This window comes from Selenomonas sp. CM52, assembly GCF_000292955.1.
Classification (GTDB): domain Bacteria; phylum Bacillota; class Negativicutes; order Selenomonadales; family Selenomonadaceae; genus Selenomonas.
Genome location: NZ_ALNM01000037.1, coordinates 15500 through 38165, shown reverse-complemented (window position 1 = coordinate 38165; position 22666 = coordinate 15500). Strand labels below are relative to the sequence as shown.

The 22666-nt window shown below is 57.9% G+C and carries 17 protein-coding genes and 1 tRNA gene; 9 read left to right on the top strand and 9 right to left on the bottom strand.

What is annotated here, in order from left to right; translation table 11 throughout:
• The first annotated feature begins 240 nt into the window (after positions 1-240).
• The 3 genes from HMPREF1153_RS09520 to HMPREF1153_RS09510 all read left to right on the top strand — a co-directional run bounded on the left by HMPREF1153_RS09520 (position 241) and on the right by HMPREF1153_RS09510 (position 4810).
• Positions 241-858, top strand: coding sequence for a LutC/YkgG family protein (locus tag HMPREF1153_RS09520; protein WP_009646748.1), 618 nt, complete (start codon positions 241-243; stop codon positions 856-858).
• Complete coding sequence (gene ldhH, locus HMPREF1153_RS09515; RefSeq protein ID WP_009646756.1) at positions 858-3035, top strand: L-lactate dehydrogenase (quinone) large subunit LdhH; 2178 nt, start codon at positions 858-860, stop codon at positions 3033-3035. The genes HMPREF1153_RS09520 and ldhH overlap by 1 nt, the downstream gene beginning before the upstream one ends.
• A gap of 134 nt (positions 3036-3169) precedes the next feature.
• Positions 3170-4810, top strand: a complete 1641-nt coding sequence (locus tag HMPREF1153_RS09510; protein WP_009646739.1) for an L-lactate permease — start codon at positions 3170-3172, stop codon at positions 4808-4810.
• 116 nt (positions 4811-4926) lie between these two features.
• Here HMPREF1153_RS09510 and HMPREF1153_RS09505 read toward each other — a convergent pair whose 3' ends face one another.
• The 8 genes from HMPREF1153_RS09505 to glpA form a co-directional block, all read right to left on the bottom strand.
• Complete coding sequence (locus HMPREF1153_RS09505; protein ID WP_009646735.1) at positions 4927-6261, bottom strand: hypothetical protein; 1335 nt, start codon at positions 6259-6261, stop codon at positions 4927-4929.
• 18 nt (positions 6262-6279) lie between these two features.
• Positions 6280-7539 carry an SLC13 family permease gene (locus HMPREF1153_RS09500; protein WP_009646747.1) on the bottom strand — a complete coding sequence of 420 codons (1260 nt, stop codon included), beginning with the start codon at positions 7537-7539 and terminating at the stop codon, positions 6280-6282.
• A gap of 241 nt (positions 7540-7780) precedes the next feature.
• Positions 7781-9277, bottom strand: a complete 1497-nt coding sequence (glpK, locus tag HMPREF1153_RS09495) for a glycerol kinase GlpK (RefSeq protein WP_009646751.1) — start codon at positions 9275-9277, stop codon at positions 7781-7783.
• Positions 9278-9707: 430 nt separating this feature from the next.
• Positions 9708-10436, bottom strand: coding sequence for an MIP/aquaporin family protein (locus HMPREF1153_RS09490; RefSeq protein WP_009646745.1), 729 nt, complete (start codon positions 10434-10436; stop codon positions 9708-9710).
• A gap of 12 nt (positions 10437-10448) precedes the next feature.
• Positions 10449-11951 (bottom strand): glycerol kinase GlpK, encoded by a 1503-nt coding sequence (gene glpK / locus HMPREF1153_RS09485; protein ID WP_009646737.1) that lies wholly within the window; start codon positions 11949-11951, stop codon positions 10449-10451.
• Positions 11952-12161: 210 nt separating this feature from the next.
• Positions 12162-13388, bottom strand: coding sequence for an anaerobic glycerol-3-phosphate dehydrogenase subunit C (locus HMPREF1153_RS09480; RefSeq protein ID WP_009646732.1), 1227 nt, complete (start codon positions 13386-13388; stop codon positions 12162-12164).
• A gap of 15 nt (positions 13389-13403) precedes the next feature.
• Positions 13404-14630: an anaerobic glycerol-3-phosphate dehydrogenase subunit GlpB gene (gene glpB / locus HMPREF1153_RS09475; protein WP_009646752.1), complete on the bottom strand. Its 1227-nt coding sequence runs from the start codon at positions 14628-14630 to the stop codon at positions 13404-13406.
• The gene (glpA, locus tag HMPREF1153_RS09470) at positions 14627-16234 is read right to left on the bottom strand and encodes an anaerobic glycerol-3-phosphate dehydrogenase subunit GlpA (protein ID WP_009646726.1); all 1608 of its coding nucleotides are present in this window, start codon (positions 16232-16234) and stop codon (positions 14627-14629) included. The genes glpB and glpA overlap by 4 nt, the downstream gene beginning before the upstream one ends.
• Before the next feature lie 385 nt (positions 16235-16619).
• On the opposite strand from glpA, the gene HMPREF1153_RS09465 reads away from it, so the two are divergent.
• Both HMPREF1153_RS09465 and HMPREF1153_RS09460 read left to right on the top strand, forming a co-directional pair.
• Complete coding sequence (locus tag HMPREF1153_RS09465; protein WP_009646731.1) at positions 16620-17426, top strand: PD-(D/E)XK nuclease family transposase; 807 nt, start codon at positions 16620-16622, stop codon at positions 17424-17426.
• Between the two features lie 65 nt (positions 17427-17491).
• A complete protein-coding gene (locus HMPREF1153_RS09460; RefSeq protein WP_009646750.1) occupies positions 17492-17812 on the top strand; it encodes a helix-turn-helix domain-containing protein in 321 nt (106 codons plus the stop codon).
• 136 nt (positions 17813-17948) lie between these two features.
• Here the strand turns inward: HMPREF1153_RS09460 and HMPREF1153_RS09455 are convergent.
• Positions 17949-18024, bottom strand: a tRNA-Gln gene (locus HMPREF1153_RS09455).
• A gap of 165 nt (positions 18025-18189) precedes the next feature.
• Between HMPREF1153_RS09455 and HMPREF1153_RS09450 the strand changes: the two genes are divergently transcribed.
• The 4 genes from HMPREF1153_RS09450 to HMPREF1153_RS09435 all read left to right on the top strand — a co-directional run bounded on the left by HMPREF1153_RS09450 (position 18190) and on the right by HMPREF1153_RS09435 (position 22568).
• Positions 18190-19299 (top strand): [Fe-Fe] hydrogenase large subunit C-terminal domain-containing protein, encoded by a 1110-nt coding sequence (locus tag HMPREF1153_RS09450; RefSeq protein ID WP_009646749.1) that lies wholly within the window; start codon positions 18190-18192, stop codon positions 19297-19299.
• Between the two features lie 241 nt (positions 19300-19540).
• Positions 19541-20074: a hypothetical protein gene (locus tag HMPREF1153_RS09445; protein ID WP_009646742.1), complete on the top strand. Its 534-nt coding sequence runs from the start codon at positions 19541-19543 to the stop codon at positions 20072-20074.
• A 347-nt stretch (positions 20075-20421) separates the two neighbouring features.
• Complete coding sequence (locus tag HMPREF1153_RS09440; protein ID WP_009646753.1) at positions 20422-20973, top strand: sigma-70 family RNA polymerase sigma factor; 552 nt, start codon at positions 20422-20424, stop codon at positions 20971-20973.
• Between the two features lie 233 nt (positions 20974-21206).
• The gene (locus HMPREF1153_RS09435) at positions 21207-22568 is read left to right on the top strand and encodes a flagellin N-terminal helical domain-containing protein (RefSeq protein ID WP_037370498.1); all 1362 of its coding nucleotides are present in this window, start codon (positions 21207-21209) and stop codon (positions 22566-22568) included.
• Positions 22569-22666 lie beyond the last annotated feature (98 nt).

Sequence of the window (22666 nt, the reverse complement as noted above, 5' to 3'; positions counted from 1 at the left end):
CAAGGTGCATTTACACCTTTGGCGACTAAATGATGAAGTTTTGTGGAAGCTGCAGCTGAAAGCAGCGCTTCCCGATAGACAATCCAGCTTATGAAAGCCCCTTTTCCCGCCTTGCTGCGAAAAGCGCCGTGCGGGCCGCCTCCTGCACGATCTTGAGCGGCAAGCCCGGGAGAAGGGGATTTCTTAAGAAATAATATATACTATTTATTTTTAAAACAATTTAATCAAGGAGGATGGACCATGCTGAAAATCTGTCAGGATTGGCCCAAGGAAGCATTCGATGACAAACTCATCGATGCGAAATATTGGGACGATTTTGAGAAAAACGCCACTCTGGCTGCTGCGGAAGTCTTTCGCGTGAAGGATCTGGCAGCGGCGAAGGCGAAGACGGCGGAACTCATCAAGGAGTTCGAGTGTAAGAAGGTCATCGCGACGTGCGGCGACAATAATGCGGGCATCAAGAAGATCTACGAGGAGCTTTCTACGCCCGAGGTGCCGATCTATACGGACAAGTTCGAGATTGCGGAGAATGCACCGACAGCCGACCTCGGCCTTTCTGTCGCGGAATTCGGCGTCGGCGAGACGGGCGGCGTCTGTGTCGATACTTACTCCTATGAGGCGCGCGTCACGGGCATGCTGCCGCCGGTACATGCCGTATACATCAATGCAAACTATATGACGGAAAACCTCACGACGGCTTTGAAGATCATCTCGCGCGTCTACAAGCGCGGCTACGTCGGATTCATCACGGGACCGTCGCGCACGGCGGACATCGAGCGCGTGCTGACGCTCGGCGTTCATGGCCCGAGCCGCTTCTTCGTCATTGCGATCGAAAATATGGAAGGGAGTGAGGGCTGATGGCACGCGATCTGCGCAAGGAAATCAACGAAAAGCTTGAGGACCCGATTCTTCGCGGCGCTCTCGGCAAATTCGCCGAGCAGTATCCGGGCGCTCGCTTGAAGTCGTACGAAGGGTATGACATCGAGGCTCTGCGCGAGGATCTGCGCGCGATGAAGCACGATGCCGTGCAGCACATCGACCAGCTCGCCGACCAGTTCGAGGCTGCCGTCCGTGAGCGCGGTGGCGAAGTCTTCCGCGCGAAGGACGGGCAGGCGGTCAAGGACTACCTCCTCAAGATCTGCAAGGAAAATAACGTCAAGCGCATCGTCAAGTCGAAGTCCATGGCGAGTGAGGAAATCCGCCTCAACGAAGACATCGAGGCGCATGGCATTCACATCCGTGAGACGGACTTGGGCGAATGGATGCTCTCTGTCGCGGGACAGCACCCGTCGCACATGGTCATGCCGGCGATTCATTTGAATCGCGAGCAGTGCGCGGGCTTCTTCTCCAAGGAACTGAAGAAGGACATCCCAAGCGACATCCCCTTCATGGTTCAGACGGCGCGCCAGGTGCTGCGCGAAGAGTTCCTGCAGGCGGATCTCGGCTTCACGGGCGCGAACTTCGGCGTTGCCGAGAACGGTGCGACCGGTCTCGTGACGAACGAAGGAAATGCGCGCATCACGACGACTTTGCCGCGCATCAACGTCGTCCTCATTGGCTATGAGAAGCTCATCCCGAAGGTTGAAGATATTTCCAAGATTCTGCGCCTCTTGCCGCGAAATGGCACGTGCCAGAAGGCGACGAGCTACGAGACGTTCATCTCGGGGCCGACGCCCGTCATCTACAAGAAGGACGGCAAGTGGGTAGAGGAAAACCGCAAGCTCTATGTCATTCTCCTGGACAACGGCCGTTTGGACGCTGCGCGTGACCCCAAGCTCAACGAGGTCTATCAGTGCGTGCGCTGCGCCTCGTGCCTCAACGTATGTCCGATCTGGACACTCGTCGGCGGCAACGTCTACGGGCATATCTACTCGGGCGGTATCGGGGCGATTCTCACGGGTCTTTTGGACAACGGTCTCAAGGATTTCTCGAAGTTCAGCGATCTCTGCATAGGCTGCCGCAAGTGCGTGCAGATTTGCCCGGGCAAGATCCCCATCCCGGACATCATCGATGAGCTGCGCTCGAGGAACGTGAAGGAAAACGGCATGCCGTTTGCAGAAAAGACGGTGTTCCAGAACATCCTCACGAACCGCAAGGTCTTCCATACGCTTCTGAGGATCGGCGCGAAGGCGCAGAAGCCGATGACGAGCGGCAAGTTCATTCGCCATCTGCCTCTGTTCTTTGCGAAGATGACGGACAACCGCAGTCTGCCCGCCATCGCCGATACGCCGTTCCGCGACCGCGCCAAGGCGCTCGAAAAGGACAACCCGCAGAATCCGAAGATGCGCGTCGTCTTCTTCACGGGCTGCAACATGGACTTCGTCTTCCCTGATTCGGCAGTCAACGCCGTGCGCGTGCTGCAGGATGCCGGCGTCGCCGTGACCTTCCCGCAGGAGCAGAGCTGCTGCGGCAAGCCTGCGATGGGCATGGGCGACCGTGATACGGGAAGGAAGCTCGCGAAGAAGAACATCGAGGCGCTTCTCGCGTCGAACCCCGATGCCATCTTCTCGGCTTGCCCGACCTGCACGGAAACCTTGGAGAAGACGTACGTCGAGATCTTCGAGGACGATCCTGCCATGCTCGCGAAGGTCAAGACGTTCTCCAGCAAGGTTCGCGAGTTCACGAGCCTCGTCGCGGAGCTCTACGAGAAGGAAGGCCGCCTAATGCCTGCGGCTGCTGGTGGACAGAAGGTCACGTACCACGATTCGTGCCACATCCGCCGCGGTCTCGGCATCTACAAGGAGCCGCGCGCGCTTCTGGAGGCAACGCCGGGCATCGACTTCGTCGAGATGAAGGACGCCGACCACTGCTGCGGCATGGCGGGCGCCTTCGGCGTCAAGTACGTCGAGATCTCGATGCCGCTGCTCGAGAAGAAAGTCAACAACATCAAGAACACGGGTGCCGAGGTTTGCGCGGTCGCGTGCCCGGCCTGCATGATGCAGATCGGCGGCGGTCTCGACAAGCAGGCGCCGAACATCAAGATCAAGCACGTCGCCGATATTCTTGCGGAAAATATCGCGGCAAGGGGAAGATGAGCTTGATGTAAAACCGCAGTTTGGCAGCGTTCGATGCTTCCTGCAGACAGCCTGCGGGTAGCATCGAAACGGCTGCGATGCCTAGGGACGCAAGTTGTCCCGAATCTTTGAAAACTGGATAGGAGTTGAAATTCATGTTAGCTTTGCTCGCAGCAGTACCTATTCTGCTGACCATCGTGCTGACCGTTGTGTTCAACATGTCAGCGAAGAAGGTTCTGCCGATCGCTTGGGCAGTCATTGTCGTCATCGGTTATTTTGCCTGGGAAATGAAGGTTTTGGACATCGCTGCGTATTCTGTAGCGGGTTTCCTCGGCTCTATTGATACGCTCCTCATCATCTTCGGCGCGATCCTGCTGATGAACATGTTGGACAAGGCGGGTGCCATGCACCGCATCCAGGGCATGTTCAATGGCATCACGGAGGATGCGCGCATCCAGCTCGTCATCGTCGGTTTTGCGTTCAGCGCTTTCATCGAAGGTGCGGCGGGCTTCGGCACGCCGGCGGCGATTGCGGCCCCTCTGCTGATTGGCTTGGGCTTTCCTCCGATGGCAGCTGCGATTTCCTGCCTCATCCTGAACTCGACGCCGGTTCCCTTCGGTGCAGCTGGCACGCCGACGAATGCGGCAGCTGACATCGTCAAGGAGATGCTGCCCACGATCGGCATCACCGACTTCGAGGCGTGGAAGCTCGGACTTTCCTTCATCTCGGCGCTCGGCATGGCCGTCGGCGCGCTCCTCATCATCTTCGTTGTCGTCGGCATCATCACGCGCATGTTCGGCAAGAACAAGTCTTTCATGGATGCCATGCCTGTCCTGCCGTTCTGCCTCTTTGCCGCTGTCGTCTTCGACATCTTCTTCCTCCTCCTTGCCAAGTTCATCGGCTCGGAGATCACGTCGCTGACGGCTGCAGCCATCACGATCTTCGTGCTCATCGGCGCAGCGAAAGCCGGCTTCCTCATGCCGAAGACGGTCTGGCGCTTTGAGAGCGATGAGAAGAAGGATAAGAAGACGGAAGATATTCCGCACATGTCGCTCTTCAAGGCTTGGATTCCGTACCTCTTCGTTTCTCTGTGGCTGATCCTCACGCGCATCCCGCAGCTCGGTCTCAAGGGACCCATCAAGAGCGTCGTCATCTCTGTCAAGGGCATCCTCGGCGTTCCGGAAGCCGCATGGAACTTCGCGATCCTCAACAACCCGGGCGTCGCGCCGTTCATCCTCATCGTTCTTCTCTCGATTCCTCTCTATGGCCTTTCTGGCACGCAGGTCAAGGAAATCTTCTCGAAGTCCGCAAACCAGGTCTATGGTGCGACCATCGCCCTGATCTTCGGCTTCGGTCTCGTCTACATGTACCGCTATTCGAGCATCAACGGCCTCGGCCTTGACTCCATGCTGCTGACGATGGCGAAGGGCGTTGCAGAGCTTGCGGGCGGCAACTACTTCTACTTCGCAACCTTCATCGGTTCGGTTGGCGCGTTCATGTTCGGTTCGAACACGGTGTCGAACATCATGTTCTCCCCGCTGCAGTTCCAGACGGCGCAGCTCCTCAACATCCCGCCGACCGTCATCCTCGCCTTGCAGAATCAGGGCGGCGCGATCGGCAACATGATCTGCATCAACAACATCGTTGCTGCTGCCGCCACGACGGGCGTCATCACGATCAAGGGCATCGAGGGCAAGCTGATCCGAACGGACATCGTGCCATGGGCGATCTACTACGTCATCTGCATCATCACGATGCTTATCGCCATGCAGTTCGGTATTGCACCGACGGTTTGACGCATCATCAGTCGCACACCATACGAAATAGAAAAGAATCCTCAAGTCTCTGGCTTGGGGATTCTTTTTGCTTCAAGCATTCAAAGGGGGAGAGAACGTCAAACGGGAGAGAGACTTCAATTTTTGAGATGGAAGAAATTCTTGATGATGTTCTTCTTTTCCGTGGAGGCGGCCTCGTGCGCCGCGCTGCTGTTTGCACTGTTGTAGAAAGCGTGCGACCCCATCTTGCTGCTCGTCAGCCATTCCTCGGAAAAGATGGGTTTGTTCATGACAAGCGTGGCAATCTGGTTGCGGATGGATTCAAGATCTGCATCAGGCAGTTTCTTTTCCAAGGCGGTACTGAGGAGAGCGCCGATATCGGCAATCTCTTTTTCCTTCAAGGAGCGTATGGTTGGCGTCAGACTCGAAAGGCGCAGAGCGGGAAGGAAGATGTCCTTCGCCATGGTCGGTACGCGGTCTGCCTTGACCTGGAAACCGGCCTTTCCCAGATACTCCGTTATATCGATTTCCTGTAGTTCTACAGGGAGCAGCGGCAGGACGAGATGCGTGTCCGTGCCGTCACAGAGGAGGGGGATTTCGCTCCTTTCCAAAGCATGTTCGAGCTCCTTGCTGTTGGCGAGAACTTGTTTGCCGTATTGACGAAAGGTTTCTGTTCCAGCTTCCAAGAGGGCCGCGGCCAATGCCGCCATATGATTGATATGGAGTGAGGTATGCCCCGTATTGATGACGGTTTTATCGAGCTTCTGACTGATTTCCTTCGTGGAAAGCACGATGGCGCCGTCCGGACCGTGCAGCGAATCATTCGTGGGGAACGTGACGACATCGGCGAACGGCACGGGGGAAGGAAGGAGGTCGGCCGCGACGAGGCCGACGCTCTGCCCGATGTCCACCCAAAGGTATGCGCCGACTTTTCGCGCAATCTCAGAGAGGCGGCGATAATTCGCGTTGCGCGGGTAGCTGACGGGAGAGAAGATGATCAGATGAGGTTTTGTCTCATCCGCCGTCTGCTCGACCTCATCCCAGTCGAGAACTTGTTTTTTTGCGTCTATACCGAAGTTTTTGAAGGTGAAGCTGAGGCCGCTGCAATGTTCTGCTTTGCGCAGATTGAAAGAAAGTACGCGGCTGTTTGGCTGCAGCAGCGCGAGGCAGACGACACGCGAAGCGGCGCCGATATTGCCGAGGCGGACGATGGCATGCTCGCTGCCGAAGAGTTTTTTCGCCCGCTTGATGGCAATCTCTTCGAGATTTGTGCTGTTTGCATTCGGATTTTGTGCATCGAAGGCGCTGTTGGCGAGCAGACTGCCTTCCAGATAGTGAGCGAAGGGCGACATGGCATTGTTGTTTGGCACGAGGGAGAGCATGTAGCGCTGACGCTGGATTTCATCCTGCAGCAGGGCGAAGATTTCGGGATCGAAGGCTTGCAGTTTGCTCAATAACAGCTCTTTTTTCATATAGAAAGCTCCTTTCAGCTAAAACGGCCATACCACGGGGATGATAACAGCGCATACGATGAGAGAAAGTACAGCGAGCGGCACGCCGATCTTCACATAATCCATGAAGCGGAATTTGCCGGGGCCCAGGACCAAGGTGTTGGGCGGCGTGGCGACGGGCGTCGTGAAGGCGCAGGAGGCGGCGATGCCGATCGCCATGAGCACGGGGTGCGGCGACACGCCGATCGATTGAGCGATGGAAATGCCAATGGGGGCGAGGAGCGCCGAAGACGCCGTGTTGGACATGAACTGCGTGAGTCCGCAGGAGAGCAGGAACATGGAGACGACGATCAGCATGGGCGCAGGATGCGTGCCGATGAGGTCGAGGACGCTGTGCGCGATGAGCTTTCCCGCGCCGCTCGTATCCATGGCCTTTGCCAGGGGAAGCATGCCGGAGAAAAGGAAGATCGTCGTCCAGTCAATGCCCTGATATGCCTGCTTTTCCGACACGCATCCCGTGAGCACGCAGGCGAGGGCACCGACGATCGCCGAGGTCTGCATGGGGACGTGGATCTGCTTTTCGAGCACCATCGCGATGACCGTGGCGATGAGGATCGCCGCGCAGATGATCATCTTCCGCGCATCTTTGGGTGCTTCGGAAGATTTGTCGTCCATCTCGCTTTCTGACATAGTGTGCGGGCAGAGGCGACTGCCGATGAACACCATGTAGAGCACGCCGATGATGGACAAGGGGATGCCAATCCAGGCGAACTCGAAGAAGCCGAAGGGCGTCAGGCCGTTCGCGTCCAAGGTTGCGCTCATCAAGATGTTCGGCGGTGTGCCGATCATCGTGATCGTGCCGCCGACGTTCGCAGCGATGGCGAGTGCCATGAGCTGAGGGGCGACGGGAAGCCGCGCGGCGGCGCAGATCTGCATGACGACGGGAATCAGGCAGGCGACGGTCGCCGTGTTTGACGAAACCGAGGACAGGGCGATCGTTATGACCATCAAGGCGACCATCAGCCGCTTTTCGTCAGTGCCCGATTTTTTTACCACTTCTACGCCGATCTTCTGAGCAAGACCCGTCTGGAACATTGCTGCACCGATGACGAACATGCCCGCGAACAATACGACGGTGGAATTCGACAGGCCGGCAAACACTTCGGCGGGTGTCAGCACGCCGAGAAAGCCCAGTGCGATTGCCGCTCCCATCGCCGTCACCGCCAGCGGGATGATTTCCGTGGCGAAGAAGAAGGCGGCAATGCCGAGTACCGCCAAGGTCAATGTTGCTGCATCCATTTTCTTATCATCTCCTCTTCTGAAAGGTACATCTTTATGGACGCTTTTCTGAGTAGTTATATCCTTCTGTTTTTTCTGAACATATCCTGCCTGATTTGGGAATCATATCCTATGAAATATCTTTATAAGATAATAACTAAAAAGAATTATTTTGTATAAGAACATCTTTCTTCCTATAAAATAGAAATAAGACTGCATTTCATCAACAAGGTGAGAGAATGCAGTCTTTGAGATTGTTTGCTCAGCCCTGCCAGCCCATGGCGTGGGAGACGGCGTTCTGCCAGCCGTCGTAGAGGTGTTCGCGCTCTTCTTTGCTGAAGTGCGGCGTGAAGCAGGCGTCTTCCTGCCAGAGGGCAGCGAGTTCTTCCGTATTCTTCCATAGCCCGGCGGCAAGACCTGCCATGTAGGCGGCGCCGAGCGCCGTCGTCTCGCTTTCGACGGGGCGGCGCACGGGAAGGCCGAGGATGCCCGCCTGCATCTGCATGAGCAGATTGTTGCGGCTCGCGCCGCCCGATACGCGAAGCTCCTCGATGGGAAGAGCCGCATCCGAGCGGATCGCTTCGTAGACGTCGCGCACCTGGTATGCCATGGTGGCGAGCGCCGCGCGAACGAGATGAGCGCGGCGCGTGTCCTCAGAAAGCCCGATGAGCATGCCGCGCGTCTCGCTGTCCCAATAGGGTGCGGAAAGGCCGCGGAAGGCAGGTACGAAGTAGACGCCCGCCGTGTCCGTGACGCGCTTGGCGATCCATTCGGATTCTTCGAGCGAGTCGAGGATCTTGAGTCCGCGCCGCAGCCATTCGAGTGCGACGCCTGCCACGAAGATGCTGCCTTCGAGCGCGTAAGTGACATGATCGCCGAGCTTCCAGGCGACGGTGGCGTTGAGTCCGTTGTGCGACTGCACGTAGCGATCGCCCGTGTTGAGGAGGAAGAAAGAGCCTTCTCCGTAAGTGTTCTTCGCCGTGCCAGGAGTGAAGCAGCACTGTCCGAAGAGGTCGGCCTGCTGGTTGCCGAGGATGCCGCTGATGGGAATCTCCGTGCCGAATACAGCAGGCGAGGTCATGCCGTATTCGTGTGAGGATGAATGAATCTCCGGCATGAGGGCGTGCGGGATGCGCGTATGCTGCAGGAGCGTCTCGTCCCATGTGCCATGTGCGAGGTGGTAGAGCATTGTGCGCGAGGCATTCGAGTCGTCCGTCGCGTGCACCTTGCCGCCCGTGAGCTTCCACAGAAGCCAGCTGTCGATCGTGCCGAAGGCGAGGTCGCCTTTTTCCGCCAGCTCGCGTGCGCCGGGTACGTTGTCGAGGAGCCAGCAGATCTTGCTGACGGAGAAATACGGCGAGAGCACCATCGCCGTATTTTGGCGGAACTCTTCCAGGAGATCGGCGTTCTTGCGGAAGCGCTCGACAATCTCCTTCGACTGCATCGACTGCCAGCTGATGGCGTGGTGAATCGGCCGCCCCGTATGGCGATTCCAGATCACCGTCGTCTCGCGCTGATTCGTGATGCCGATCGCCGCGATTTCCGACTTTTTGATGCCCGCCTCGCGAATCGCCTGCTCCGCCGTCTGAATTTGCACCGCCCAGATCTCATCTGCATCCTGCTCGACCCAGCCGGGCTGCGGGTGATAGACGCTTAATTCCTTCTTCACGAGGGCGACGAGATTCGCCCATTCATCAAAAATCGCCGTGCGGTTCTTCACCGTGCCCGAATCGAGTGCAAGGATGTATCTCCTGCGCATAGGAAAAGTCCCCTTCCGTATGATGCCGTCACAGACATTATATCATAGGAAGAGGGCTTTGTGGCTTTTATGTGCAACGAGACGATATTATATACGCATAGAGGATTTGACGTATATCGTATCCCATTGTATAATAAGTGTAGAAGAAGGTGCTACTGGTAAACGGTCAGCCCCTCGTGAAGATTGAGTAAGAAACCCCGCCTACAGTTGTGAGCCGAAGGCGGGGTTTCTTATTTTGCCTTTAACGCAACGATGGAAATCGTTACGAGGAAAACGAACGACAGAAAATCGTACAGTTCCATAAGCAGCGCCCCCTTTCAGGGGCTAAGAATCGACCGCCTACCGTTCTAGCAGCACCAACTATATTATAACATATAGTTGGTCTTAGGTCTGTTCTTTTTTCTGCAAGGGAGAAATTTGGCTATACCTCTTACAGCATGCCGATGCCGTGCGCTACGAAGTAGGCGGCGGCGGCGCCGGCGAGGGGGGCGATGACGGGGATCCAGCCGTAGGCGAAGTCGCTGCCGCCCTTGCCCGCGATGGGCAGGAGGAAGTGGGCGAGGCGAGGGCCGAGGTCGCGCGCAGGATTCATCGCGTAGCCCGTGGGGCCGCCGAGGCTCAAACCGAGGCCGACGATGAGGATGCCGACGATGTACGGACCGTAGCCGGGTACGAACGGGCCGTTGACCTTGGCAAAGATTGCCCAGATCATGAAGAGCAGGAAGAAGGTTGCGATGAACTCGCAGAGGAAGTTCTTCCAAGCGCAGCGAATGGCGGGCGCCGTGCAGAAGAGGCCGAGCTTCGTCGCCTTGTCCTGCGTCTTTTCAAAATGGGGCAGATAGGCGAGCCAGACGATGGCGGCGCCTGCGATACCGCCGAGAATCTGGATGACGGAAGTCGCGAGGAACTGCTGGAAGTTGTAGACGCCGGCAAGCATTTTGCCGATGGTGACGGCAGGATTGAGGTCAGCCTGCGGCGCACCGAGCGAGATGGCGGTGAATACGCCGAAGGTCACGGCAAAGCCCCAGCCAAAGACGATGCAGATCCAGCCGCCTCCCTTGCCCTTGGAGCCTTCGAGGGAGCATGTGGCGCAAACGCCGCAGCCGAAGACGATAAGGACCAGCGTGCCGAAAAATTCGCCGAGAAGATTATCGTACATCTTTGCACCCTCCTATTCTTCATCCGCGAGCCAGTTCGCAGCGTGCTCGACGGCCTTCTTCCAACCCTTGTAAAGCTTGTCTGCTTCCTGTTGGTCGAGCGAAGGAGTAAACCGCGTGTCGAGCTGCCAGCTCTTCTTCAACTCTTCTTTCGACGCCCAGACGCCTGTGGCAAGACCTGCGAGGTAGGCGGCGCCCAAGGCGGTCGTCTCCGTGATCTGCGGGCGGTCGACGGGAACGCCGAGGAGATCAGCCTGGAACTGCATGAGGAGGTTGTTGGCTACAGCGCCGCCGTCGACCTTGAGCGCGGCGAGGCGATTGCCCGAGTCGGCTTCCATCGCGCCGAGCACGTCGCGCGTCTGATAGGCGAGGGAGTCGAGCGTGGCGCGAACGATGTGCGCCTTCGTAGTGCCGCGCGTGAGGCCGATGATCATGCCGCGCGCATTCATGTCCCAATACGGTGCGCCGAGACCGACGAAAGCGGGCACCATGTAGACGCCGCCGGCATCCTTGACCTTCTTCGCGACCCATTCGGAGTCGGGGGCGGAGTCAACGAGACGCAGACCGTCGCGCAGCCATTGGATGGCGGAGCCGCCGACGAAAATCGAGCCTTCGAGCGCATATTCGACCTTGCCGTCAAGTCCCCAGGCAATGGTCGTCACGAGTCCGTTCTTCGACATGCAGAGATCTTCGCCCGTGTTCATGAGCAGGAAGCAGCCCGTGCCGTAGGTGTTTTTCGCCTCGCCGGGAGAGAAGCAATTCTGACCGAAGAGCGCCGACTGCTGGTCGCCCGCCATGCCTGCGACGGGAACGGAAGCGCCGATGATGGACGGAATGGTGTGACCGTAGACCTCGCTCGACGGGCGAACCTCGGGCAAGAGGCTCTTCGGCACGGTCAGATGCTTCAGGAGTGCCTCGTCCCATTCGAGCGTCTTGATGTTGAACATCAAGGTGCGTGATGCGTTCGAGTAGTCTGTCTTGTGCTCCTTACCGCCCGTGAGCTTCCAAAGAAGCCATGTGTCGATCGTGCCGAAGGCAAGCTCGCCCTTTTCCGCGCGTGCGCGTGCGCCTTCCACATGGTCGAGGATCCACTTGACCTTCGTGCCCGAGAAGTAAGCGTCGATGACGAGTCCTGTCTTCTCCTTGAACTCATCGACGAGACCTTGACGCTTCAAGTCTTCGCATATATCCGCTGTCTGGCGCGACTGCCAGACGATGGCGTTGTAGATCGGCCGTCCCGTCGTCCTGTCCCAGATGACCGCCGTCTCGCGCTGGTTCGTGATGCCGATGGCGGCGATGTCACTCGCGACGAGTCCCGACTGCTCGAGAGCTTCTCGCATGACTTCGTGCATGGAGCTCCAGATCTCTTCCGCGTCGTGCTCGACCCAGCCGGGCTGCGGGAAGTGCTGCGTGAACTCCTTCTGTGCGACGCCGACGATCTTGGAATCCACATCGAAGATGATGGCGCGATTGCTCGTCGTGCCGGCGTCAAGCGCCATGACGTATTTCTGTCCCATATTGCCACTCCTTTTCGTTCGTTTCTCGACTCTGTTCCCCTTGCCCAGTGCCGCATTGCTGCATCGCCGGGCAGATCTCGTTGGATGAAACTGTGGGGTGGTGCCTTCTTCGCGTTCCTTGATGACCGCCTCCCTTCCGGGTGAGATTCCTTCCCTGGCGGCTCGTCATATCGGGCTGCAGGAGACTTGAGGGAGCAAGGATATGCTTCCTTATTTATATCCATACGCTTGCGCGAGGATTTCGATGGGGTGGCATGTCGCCTTGCCCGAGCCGTGGCGGATCTGTAGACGGCAGGTGCCGCAGTCGGAGACGACGGTGTCAGCGCCGACCTCGGCGATGCGCTCGAAGACCTTCTCACCGACCTTCATGGAGATTTCGTACTTGTCGCCCTTGAAACCGAAGCTTCCCGACATGCCGCAGCAGCCGGCGGCGAGGTTCTCGATAGAAAGGCCGGGGATGCGCTGCAGGAAGTTGAAGGACGGCAGCCCGATGCCCTGGGCGCGCAGATGGCACGGCGCATGATAGGAGAAACGCCGCTCGATGGGGGCGAAGTCCTCGCTGAGTTCGCCGCGCTCCTCCATGATGTCGAGGAACTCGAAGGCGTCGTAAATGCCCGAGGAAATCTCGCGCATCTCGGAGTCTTCGAAAAGCTCGTGGTACTCGCTCTTGAGCATCAAAGAGCAGCTCGTGCAGCAGGCGACGACGGGAATGCCCTTCGCCTTCCAAGCGAGGATGCGCTCGGCGTTCTTCTTCGCGTTCTCGTGCGCCTCGTCGAGGTAGCCCGAGGCGACCATGGGAGCGCCGCAGCAGATGAAGGATTTGTCCGTGATGACCTCGTAGCCGTTCTTCTGCATGACGTTGATGAAGGCGCGGCCGATCTCCGGCTCGTAGTCGTTGATGTAGCAGCCCGGATAGAAGACGACCTTCTTTTCCGACGGCTTCTGCTCCATCTTGGCGAAGATGCTGTAGAAAGAATCGGGCGCGAAGGCGGGCATATCGCGCTCGCCCGCGATGCCGACGGCGGCGAAGATGCCGAGCGCCTTGCCGATCTTTATGCCGATGTTGGCGCATGTTGCGCCAAAGGGCAGGGAGCGCACGAGCTTTGCCATGCGCTCGCCGTGCGCGAGCATGTCGTCCCTCTGCGAGTGCTTGTGCGTGCGGTAGTATTCGCCGCGCTGCAGCATGTTGAGCGTTGCGACGCGCACGCCCGAGGGACAGGTGATCTCGCAGTTTTTGCAGTTCGAGCAGTATTCGAGACTGCGCTCGATATCGTCCTCGGCGAACTTCATGCGGCTGTGTGCGGGTCCCGTGAGCTTCGGGCCGGCAAAGGCGCGCGTGGCCTCCGTCACGGGGCAGTTCGCGATGCAGCAGGTGCAGGCGATGCAGTGGTCGGCGGTGTCCGGCGTGGTTTCATGCAGTTCAAAAGTTTTTTCCATCAAATTCCGCTCCTTTCACGCCTGTGCCGCTTTGTAGGCCGACGCCAGCGCCACGCCGTTGCCTGAATGCTCGCGACAGAAGTCGCATCCGGCAAGCTCGCGCCCGATGACGTGGACATTTTCGAAGACGAGTGCGCCTTTTTCATCGACGGGGCGAAGCATTTCGTCCGTGCGGATGCCCGCCTTCATGAAGGGCTGAGCATCAAAGATGTCGGCAGCCGTCCACTTCTCGGGGTCTTTTTCGCACGCGACGGGCAAATCGAAGATCGGCTCATAGGCTTCTCCGGGATTCTCGGAGATGAGTCCGGCGCTGTAGAAGCCACCCGTCGCGAGGATGAACTTCTCGGCGCGGTAGTCCTTCTCGTGGACGCCTGTGACGCGAATGGAAAGGCAACGCTTGCCATCTGCCGAAAAGCCCGTGACGTGCGCGTTTTCGAAGAATTCGACGCCCATGCGGCGCGCCGCTTTCATGAGCACATCGCGCAGGCGCATGCCGTTCGCCGAGGGCGGCATGGCGGTCGTCTCAAGGATCTTTCCCTTCATCGCTGCCTGCAGCTTTTTGAAGACCCTTTGTCCACGCACGCCGAGGATCTGCGGGAAGATGAAGACGCGGTTTGCGCCGTCCTCGGCGGAGAGTTGGCGGCTGACCGTCGTTGCACCGTCGCCCTCAAGCCAGCGTGCGGCGTCGAGGATCGAGAGATCGCGCTCGGCGACGGCTTCAGGCATGACCTCGAACGTGCGGATGCTCGAAGCTTCCTTGAGCGCATCGGCGAGGTTCGCCGCGATCATCTCGGGGTAGCAGTCCTTGAGCCCCTTGACGCCGACGACGATGACGTCCTTGCCGGTGAAGTCCGGCGCCTGCATGGATGAAGGCACAAGGCACGAGGGCTTCAAGGTGCCGACGGGCGTCACAGCGGATTGTTGCTCATGCAGGCTGCCGCAGTAGGGGAAGCCCTCCTCTTCCATGAGCTTGAGGAAGAAGTCGGCAGCTTCCTCGATGGAAGCTTTGCCGATTCTATGGTAAGGATGCTCGGCGGGCAGCTGCTCGATTGCCGCCAGGGGATCCTTCACCCATGTGTGTGCTTCGTCGTAGCCGAGGAGGTCGATGAGTCCGCTGTTCAAGGGGAAAGAACCCGAGCCGTAGAGGAATACGCTCGCTTTTTTGCCGTTTTTGGCGCAGACGATGGCAGCCATGAGACCGGCAAAGCCACCGCCGATGATTGCTACGTCCCGTTGTTTCATGCTTTCTTGCCTCCATTGACATTAAAGGAAAGCTCGTAGAGAGCTCGCGTCATCTCCGTCTCGCGGATGTTGCGTCCCATGAGGACGGGGCGCACGCCCTTCCAGCGGCCCTGCAAAAAGCCCTTGAGCTGGCCGAGCGAATCCTTCGCGCCCTCTGTGCTGCCGACGCGTCCGAAGATGCCGGCGGCGCGCAGGCTGCAGAAATTGCCCTGGCACGTGCCCATGCCGAGGCGCGTGCGGCGCCGGATGTCGTTGATGATGTGGCTGTCCGCGCTCTTTGCGATCTCCTCGATCTCTGCGAGCGTGATGTTCTCGCACTCGCATACGAGCGCGCGCGACTCCGGCTCCTCTTCGAGGCGCTTGGCGACGCGCTCGAAGGCGTCCGGGCCGAGGCGCGTTGCCGCGAGGTTCGTGCCGAAGGACGGGAAGTACTTCGCCGCCTTCTTCTTCGCCTCCTCGCTGACTTCGGGCACGAGCGGCTCGTCGGCCGTGCGGCACGGCGTCTTGACGTTGAGCTTCTCGGCGATCTGGTCGCTGATGCGCTCCGCCATCAGACGGTACGTCGTGAACTTGCCGCCGACGATCGTCATCATGCCCTTGAGCCCGTCTTTTTCGTGGTCGAGAATCACGAAGCCGCGCGACGCGCCGCGGCCCGATGCGCCCGGCTGCTTGTAGAGCGGACGCGAGCCGGCGAAGGCGCGCAGAATGCGGTAGTGGCGAAGATCCTCGAAGGTCTCTTCACCGATCTTCATCAATGCCTCGATCTCCTCATAGGACGAGCTCGTGTCCTCGGGATCGTCGATGCTCATCGACGTCGTGCCGAGGATCGTGATCGAGCCGTGCGGCACGAAGATGTCGCCGTCCGACGGCTTGTGCAGGCGATTGACGACGTGGTTCGCGAGGCGCTGGTTGAAGGCGATGAGCGTGCCCTTGTCGGGCTGCACGGGGACGTTGAGTCCCGCAAGCTCTGCGACCTTCTCGCACCAGCCGCCCGCCGCATTGACGAGGATGTCGCAGGCGATGTCGTATTCCTCGCCCGAGAAGCGATTGCGCACGCGCACACCTTCGAGCTCGCCGTTCTTCTGCAAGATGCCGACGACTTCGGCGTATGTCTTGTAGCGGCCGCCGTAGCGTACGGCGGAAGCGACGTTCTGGCACGACATGCGGAAACCGTCGATCGCCGCGTCGGGCACGGCGTAGGCCGAGACGATGTGACGCGACAGGCGCGGCTCCATGCGGAAAGCCTCATCGAGCGTCAAGGGGCGCGCCTCGATGCCGCTCGCCCGACAGCCTTCGACCCAGCTCGCCTCGAAGTCCGCATCGTCCGAGTCGAGACGCACGAACATGCCGCCGATCGGCTCGACGCACGACTTGCCGATCTTTCGGAGGATCGTGTTCTCCTCGATGCACTCCTTGGCAGCCTCCTGATCCTTGACGGCGTAGCGTCCGCCGCTGTGCAGAAGACCGTGGTAGCGCGAACTAGCGCCGTTGACGAGATCTTCCTTTTCGAGCAGCAGCACGTCGATGCCGCGCATGGCGAGATCGCGCAGAATGCCGACGCCCGTAGCTCCTCCTCCGATGACGACGACCGTTGCCTTCTCCATATCGTTCTCCTTTCTTCAAAAGCACGGATAAGATGAAGCCTCTCCGTGTCTGCCGATCTGCCCGAGCGCTGCCGCGCAGCGCGGTGCTTTGAGTTTTGCGCCGTGCAGGAAATATTCTTGGACATGAAACGAAATTTCACTACAGCCTGACAAGCAATACGATTTTTCGTTTCCAAGAGACGCAAAAGCCACTTTTTCTTGACAAGTTCATGGTATCATAAATTTTCAGATTTATCAATATAAAATCGAGGAATTTCCAACGAAAAAAAGAAAATTATTGCGGCGACATTTTGAAGGAGAACATTTTGGCACATGCCATGCGAGGCGGAAGGTTGCTCGTTTTGCTCCTGTCGTAGTATAATGGGGGCGAGAGGAGGCAGACGGCATGGCGATTCAGATGGACGGACAGAAGGAGCGATATAAAAGCTGCATCGAGCGCTTGTGCCTGATGGATGATACGTTCTTCAACGTATGTATGGACGGCTATCTCGCGGGGATGGCGTGCATCCTGCGCATCATCCTGGCGCTGCCGGAATTGATTGTCGAGAGCGTCACGGTGCAGAAGACGACGGACAGCCTCCATGGCCGCGGTGTGAGGTTCGACGCCTTCGCGCGAGCGGGCGAGAGGCTCATGAACATCGAGGTGCAGCGGGACGATCGAGGGGCTGTGCCTGAGAGAGCGCGATTCAACAGCAGCATGATGGATGCGAGGGAACTCCAGAAAGGCGAGGAAGTGACGGAATTGCCCGAGACGTATGTGGTGTTTATTACGGAAAAAGACGTTTTAGGCAAGGGGCTTTCGCGCTATCATATTGAGCGAACAATCAAAGAAACGGGCGAAGGCTTTGGTGATCGATCACATATCATCTACGTCAACGGTACAATACAGGATGAGACGCCGTTGGGCAGGCTGATGCACGACTTCTTTTGTCAAGATGCGGAGAAGATGTATTATGAAGAACTGAGAAATCGAGCGAGTTTTTTCAAGAACGAAGAAGGAGGTCGAGTCGAGATGTGCAAGATCATGGACGAGATTCGTCAGGAAGGTATTAACTGGGGCATGGAGCGTGATCGTTTGGAGAGTTTGCGGACAATCATGCAGACGATGCAGTTGTCAGAAGATGAAGCGATGAACGCACTTTTGATTCCGCCCGAAAAGAGGGCGAAGTACAAGGAGCTTTTGGCGCAGTGAGCGATGAACTCGTATTGTGAAATATACGAAATGAAATACATGCGCGGCAAAAAGGAGGCGAAAGCGTGACGCGTGAGGACTATGTCAAGTCGCTGATCAAATCGAACGGCTGCAATCTCAAGGAATTCGCGGCGAAGATCCACATGCCGTACACGACGCTTCTTTCCATATTGAATGGCTCCATCGGCGGCGCGGCGATGGACAACGTGCTGAAGATCTGCCGTGCGCTCGATCTGACCGTCGAAGAGCTCAACAATATCGTCGCGAAGTCCGCACCTGCGCGTGGGCAGGAAGCGGACGGCATCGACCCGCATTTATTGGAGTTGATCCGCAAGCTGCCGATGGAAAAGCAGCTTGCGCTGAAGCTGCTTTTGGCAGATATGTGAAGGCGCAGCAGGAAGGGAAATCCTTCGTGAAGAATCTGCGTTCTTGAAAGCTGCTGTGCTCCCTAAAAGAGCGGGCAGCTTCTTTTTGCATCGTTTTCGGGCACAAAAAAACGCCGCAGATGCGGCGCGATTTGCATGGCTGGGGTAGCTGGACTCGAACCAACGCATGCGGGATTCAGAATCCCGTGCCTTACCAACTTGGCGATACCCCATTGACGAGCGTTGCTGTCAACGTTGACTATTATAGGAGAAAATACGTATACTGTCAATCCCTTTTTTTATAAAAATTTATGATTCAAAGATTCTTTGGCTGACAGGAATATAAAAACAAGCTATAATATAACTGGAGGGAATGGCATAGAAAAGGGGGATTCTTCATGCAGACAATCGAGGATTTCTACCGTGAAGCGCTGAAAAAGGCCACAGGGCGAGAGGAGTTCGAGTACGATCCCGAGCAGCTCAACTGTCTTTTCCATCCGACAGTGCATGAGCCGGTCTGGGGCGAGGAAAAGCTTTCGGACGAAGGGCAGAAGAAAGCGCTCACGAAGGATGCGCATGCCGTCTTGGAAGACGTCCTCGCGGGCAAGCGGGCGGGGCGCAAGGCGTACATCCTGCTCGCGCCGGCGTTCCTCGGACAGTATCACGATGTCAAGACGGGGCAGATCCGCAATGCCTTCCGCAAGATGGGGTTCGACGGTCTCGTCGAAGTCGCGCTCTTCGCCGACATCCTGACGCTCAAGGAAGCTTTGGAGTTCGACCGCAACATTCAGTCGGAGTCGGATTACATGCTCACGAGCTGCTGTTGTCCCATGTGGGTGGCGATGATCAAGAAGAGCTTCCGGCATCTCATGCCGCATGTGCCGCCGTCCGTCTCGCCGATGATCGCTGCAGGACGCACGGTGAAGAAGCTCTATCCTGACGCCTTGACCGTGTTTTTAGGGCCGTGCATGGCGAAGAAGACGGAGGCGAAAGATCCTGACCTCGTCGGCGCCATCGACCATGTGCTGACGTTCCAGGAGTGCAAGGACATCTTTGATCGCCTCGGCATTCAGCCGCAGGATCAGTCGGACAAGAAGCGCGTCTACTCGTCGGAAGCGGGACGCATCTACGCCTACGCAGGCGGCGTATCCCAGGCGGTGCAGATGACGCTTGACCGGCTGAATCCCGAGCGTGCGATCAAGGTGCGCTCGCGCCATGCGAACGGCGTCGCCGAGTGCAAGCAGATGCTCAACGCCCTCATGGAAGGAGAGGTCAAGGCGAACTTCTTCGAGGGCATGGGCTGCGCGGGCGGCTGTGTCGGCGGTCCGAAGAAGCTCATTCCGCAAGAAGAGGCGAAGGAGCATGTCAAGGCGTACGGCAAGCGCTCGCCGTACCGCACGCCGCTCGACAATCCCTACGTCTTGGAGCTTCTGACGCGCCTCGGCTTCTACACGCTCGAAGGGCTGTTGTACGACGAGACCTTCTTTTCAAGGAAGCGCTTTGCCTGACAAAGGAAGCAGTCTTAAACTAAAAATGAAAATGAGACGGTGCATATGTCGCATTCGGCATATGCACCGTCTTTTTGTGCCGCGATATCCTCCGAATCTGTCTTGCCGCCGTTTGTAGCGGGCGGCAGCTGCAGGAAATATTTCAAGAGGAGCGCTGCATGAGAACACTTGCCAAACGTATGTTCTATATGCTATACTGATTTAGCGAACAAATGTTTGGATAAGATGGGAGGAAGAAGGAATGAAGTATTGGGATTTGCCTGAGGATTGGGAGATCGAGGCGGCGCTGCCCGAATATGTCGATGGGGAGGGCGACGCCACGCGCCTTTTCTTGGCGGACGGTACGGATCGTCTCGTGCGGGCGCGTCTGCGCACTGTGCTGGAGCGTTTGGCAAGGCGTCATTGCCGTTCTCTGCCGCTGCTGCGTGCGTGGGCGAAGGAGCGCACGGCGCTTGCGCAGACGGCGCCCTTGGCGATTGCATCGGAACTCGTGCTCGTGCCCTTTCGCGCACGGCGGCCGCGCATTCGAGGCGATGCGGCGATGGGCGTCGTGAATGCCATGCACGCGCAGCTCGTTCGCGCTGAAGAGTCGGCTGAGATCGAGCTTTCCTGTGGCAGGCGCATCCGTGCGCTTTGGGGCGCGGCAACCCTCGCCGCCCATCTTCGCGCGGCGGAAATCCTGCGTCAAGACCTCGATGCAAAGACCGAAGCTGCCGTACTGCGCCGCCTCTTCTGGCAGAAGGCATGGAATCGTGCCGCTTTAGGAAGGAAATAGAAGAAAATGAAAGAACGTGCGTAGAGCGCCGCAGCGAAATGGGCTGCGGCGCTCTTTGCTGTATGGCGTGAAGAATAGAAAAGCCCCCCAAGCTAGCACCTTGGGGGGCTTTTCGCGTACCGAATTTGATCACAACGTTTGCCACCCACAGTATAACATATTCCGTAATCGCATGCAAGGCACACGCGTCGTCTTCTCCTGCCGCCGTTCGTGTACGCGCCGTTCCTCCCAAACTTCCCGTCGAGTCAACCATCACTCGGCTTTTGCGCCTGCCGCATCCTCTTCGCTACAATAGCGGCAAGCGCTAATACATAGAGGAGCCGGTTCCTCGCCCAAGGGTGAGGAAAATGACGATCAACGAAATGGTTTTACAGTCGCAGAGGGGAAATGGCGAAGTTCTGGCAGAACTTTGCGAGAAGTTTCAGGGGATGTTCTTTCGCGCGGCGCGGCAACGCCATCTGCGCACCGTATTTGAGGACGCTTTGCAGGCGGCACGCGAGAGCTTCCTGCGCGCCGTGCGCGATTTCGACGCGGCGCTCGGCGTGCCGTTCGAGGGCTTTGCCAAGCGCCGCGTCTACGGCGATCTGCATACCTTCTTCCGCCGCGAGCGTGCCTATTGGCAGCGCGAGGTGCATCCGGGAGATGACGAGGAGGGCAAGAGCTTCTGGGAGTCTGTCGTAGATGATGCCGCAGGCGGCACGGCTGCAAACTTCGCGCTCAAGGATGCGCTCTTCGCTGCGATGAGGACGCTGTCGGAGCGCGAGAAGGAGCTTCTGTCGCTCGTCTATCTTGCGGATTGGAGTCTCAAGGAAGCCGCCGCGAAGCTCGGTCTCAGCGCTGCCTATGCCGCCGTCGTCAAGCGGCGTGCGCTGCAGAAGCTGAAGAAGCTGCTCGTGTGATCGGAGAATATGGGAAAACGGCGAAAGGTCAGCGCCTTCGGCTTGACCTCTTGGGGCTTCATGGCAAAAAAAATCATCGCCTTGCTTAAGGAAAATGGAGGAAGCTACGATATAATTGCTGTAAAGTGATAGGGAGGTCGGCGGAGACCTCTGGGCATATCAGGGAAGACAGTCGCAGCGTAAGGAAGCGCGTTTCTTTGGCTGTGGCGTCAATGATCAGGGAGGTTTTTGCTGTGCCACTAGTAGTAAAGAACAATATGCAGGCAGCGAATACGCTGAACACGCTGAACAAGAACGAGAAGGACCGTGCGAAGAGCCTTGCACAGGTTTCCTCGGGCATGAAGATCACGAGCGCGGGCGACGATCCGTCCGGCCTGTCGATCTCTGAGCGCATGCGCGTGCAGATCCGTGCGCTCGATCAGGACAACCAGAACACGCAGAACGGCAACAGCATGATGAAGGTCGCCGAGGGCGCTGTCGCCTCGACCGTCGAGATCTTGCGCACACTCAAGGAGAAGTGCATCAATGCGGCGAACGACACGAATACCGATGACGACCGCGCGACGATTCAGAAGGAAATGGACGCGATGGTCGACCAGATCAACGACAACGCGAACATCCAGTACAACGGCAAGATTCTGATGAGCGGCACGTACAATAACCAGGTGCTCCCAGATGGTGGCGGCACGAAATCCTCTTGGGCGAATCAGTCGTTTGCCGAGGGGACGAATCCGTCGGGTACGGCATTGACCAATTACAAGGATCGTAATGGGAATAGTTTGGGGATTTTGCCAACGGACTGGATGACTGTTTCCTATGTCAAAGATGGCAAGACATACGAGAAGACGTTCCGCGTCGGAAGCTTTAACTTGACGGCTTGTTTTACTAATACTGCAAGTGGAACTGGAAAGTTTGTTCCAGATCCGGGCAATACGGATTTGGAGGCTTATCAAGGCCCGGCACCTAATGGATTGTCCAAGGTCGGCATTGATCAGTATGGGCATGATGTCGTTACAGCGGACGGCAAGGATGCTCTGACGATTCGCGCGAAGAATGGCGGCACGACGGGTCAGATTGGCGGCGTGACCTTCTGCCTGACCGATTCACAGGGCAATATCAAGAAGGCGCAGAACAATATGTTCGACAAGTTCCAGATGACGGTGCGCGCCCAAGATCCGACGCCCGACAATGCTATGGTCTTCCAGATCGGCACCCGCTCGAACCAGGCGGTCAAGGTCGGCTTCACCGATATGCACGCGAAGGCGCTCGGCATGATGGGGTCTGACTCAAAGGCGATTCAGGTCACGACGCGCGCACGCGCCAATGCGGCGGTCAATGTCATCGAGAACGCCATCGGCATGTGTCTCGATCAGCAGACGGTGCTCGGCGCGGCGCAGGCTCGTCTGCAGTTCACGTCGTCAAACATCATCACGGCGAGCGAGAACACGCAGGGTGCCGAGTCGACGATTCGCGACGCCGATATGGCGAAGGCGATGACGGACTACACGAAGAGCAATATCCTCACGCAGACGGCGCAGGCCATGCTCGCACAGGCGAACCAGTCGTCGAGCGGCGTGCTGAGCTTGCTGCAGTAAGTATACAGGTGGCTTTTGCCGCCTCAATGCCCTGCCGAGGCAGGAGTCGAGAAGGAAAGAAAGCCACCACATCTTGTGGTGGCTTCTCTTGCGATAGA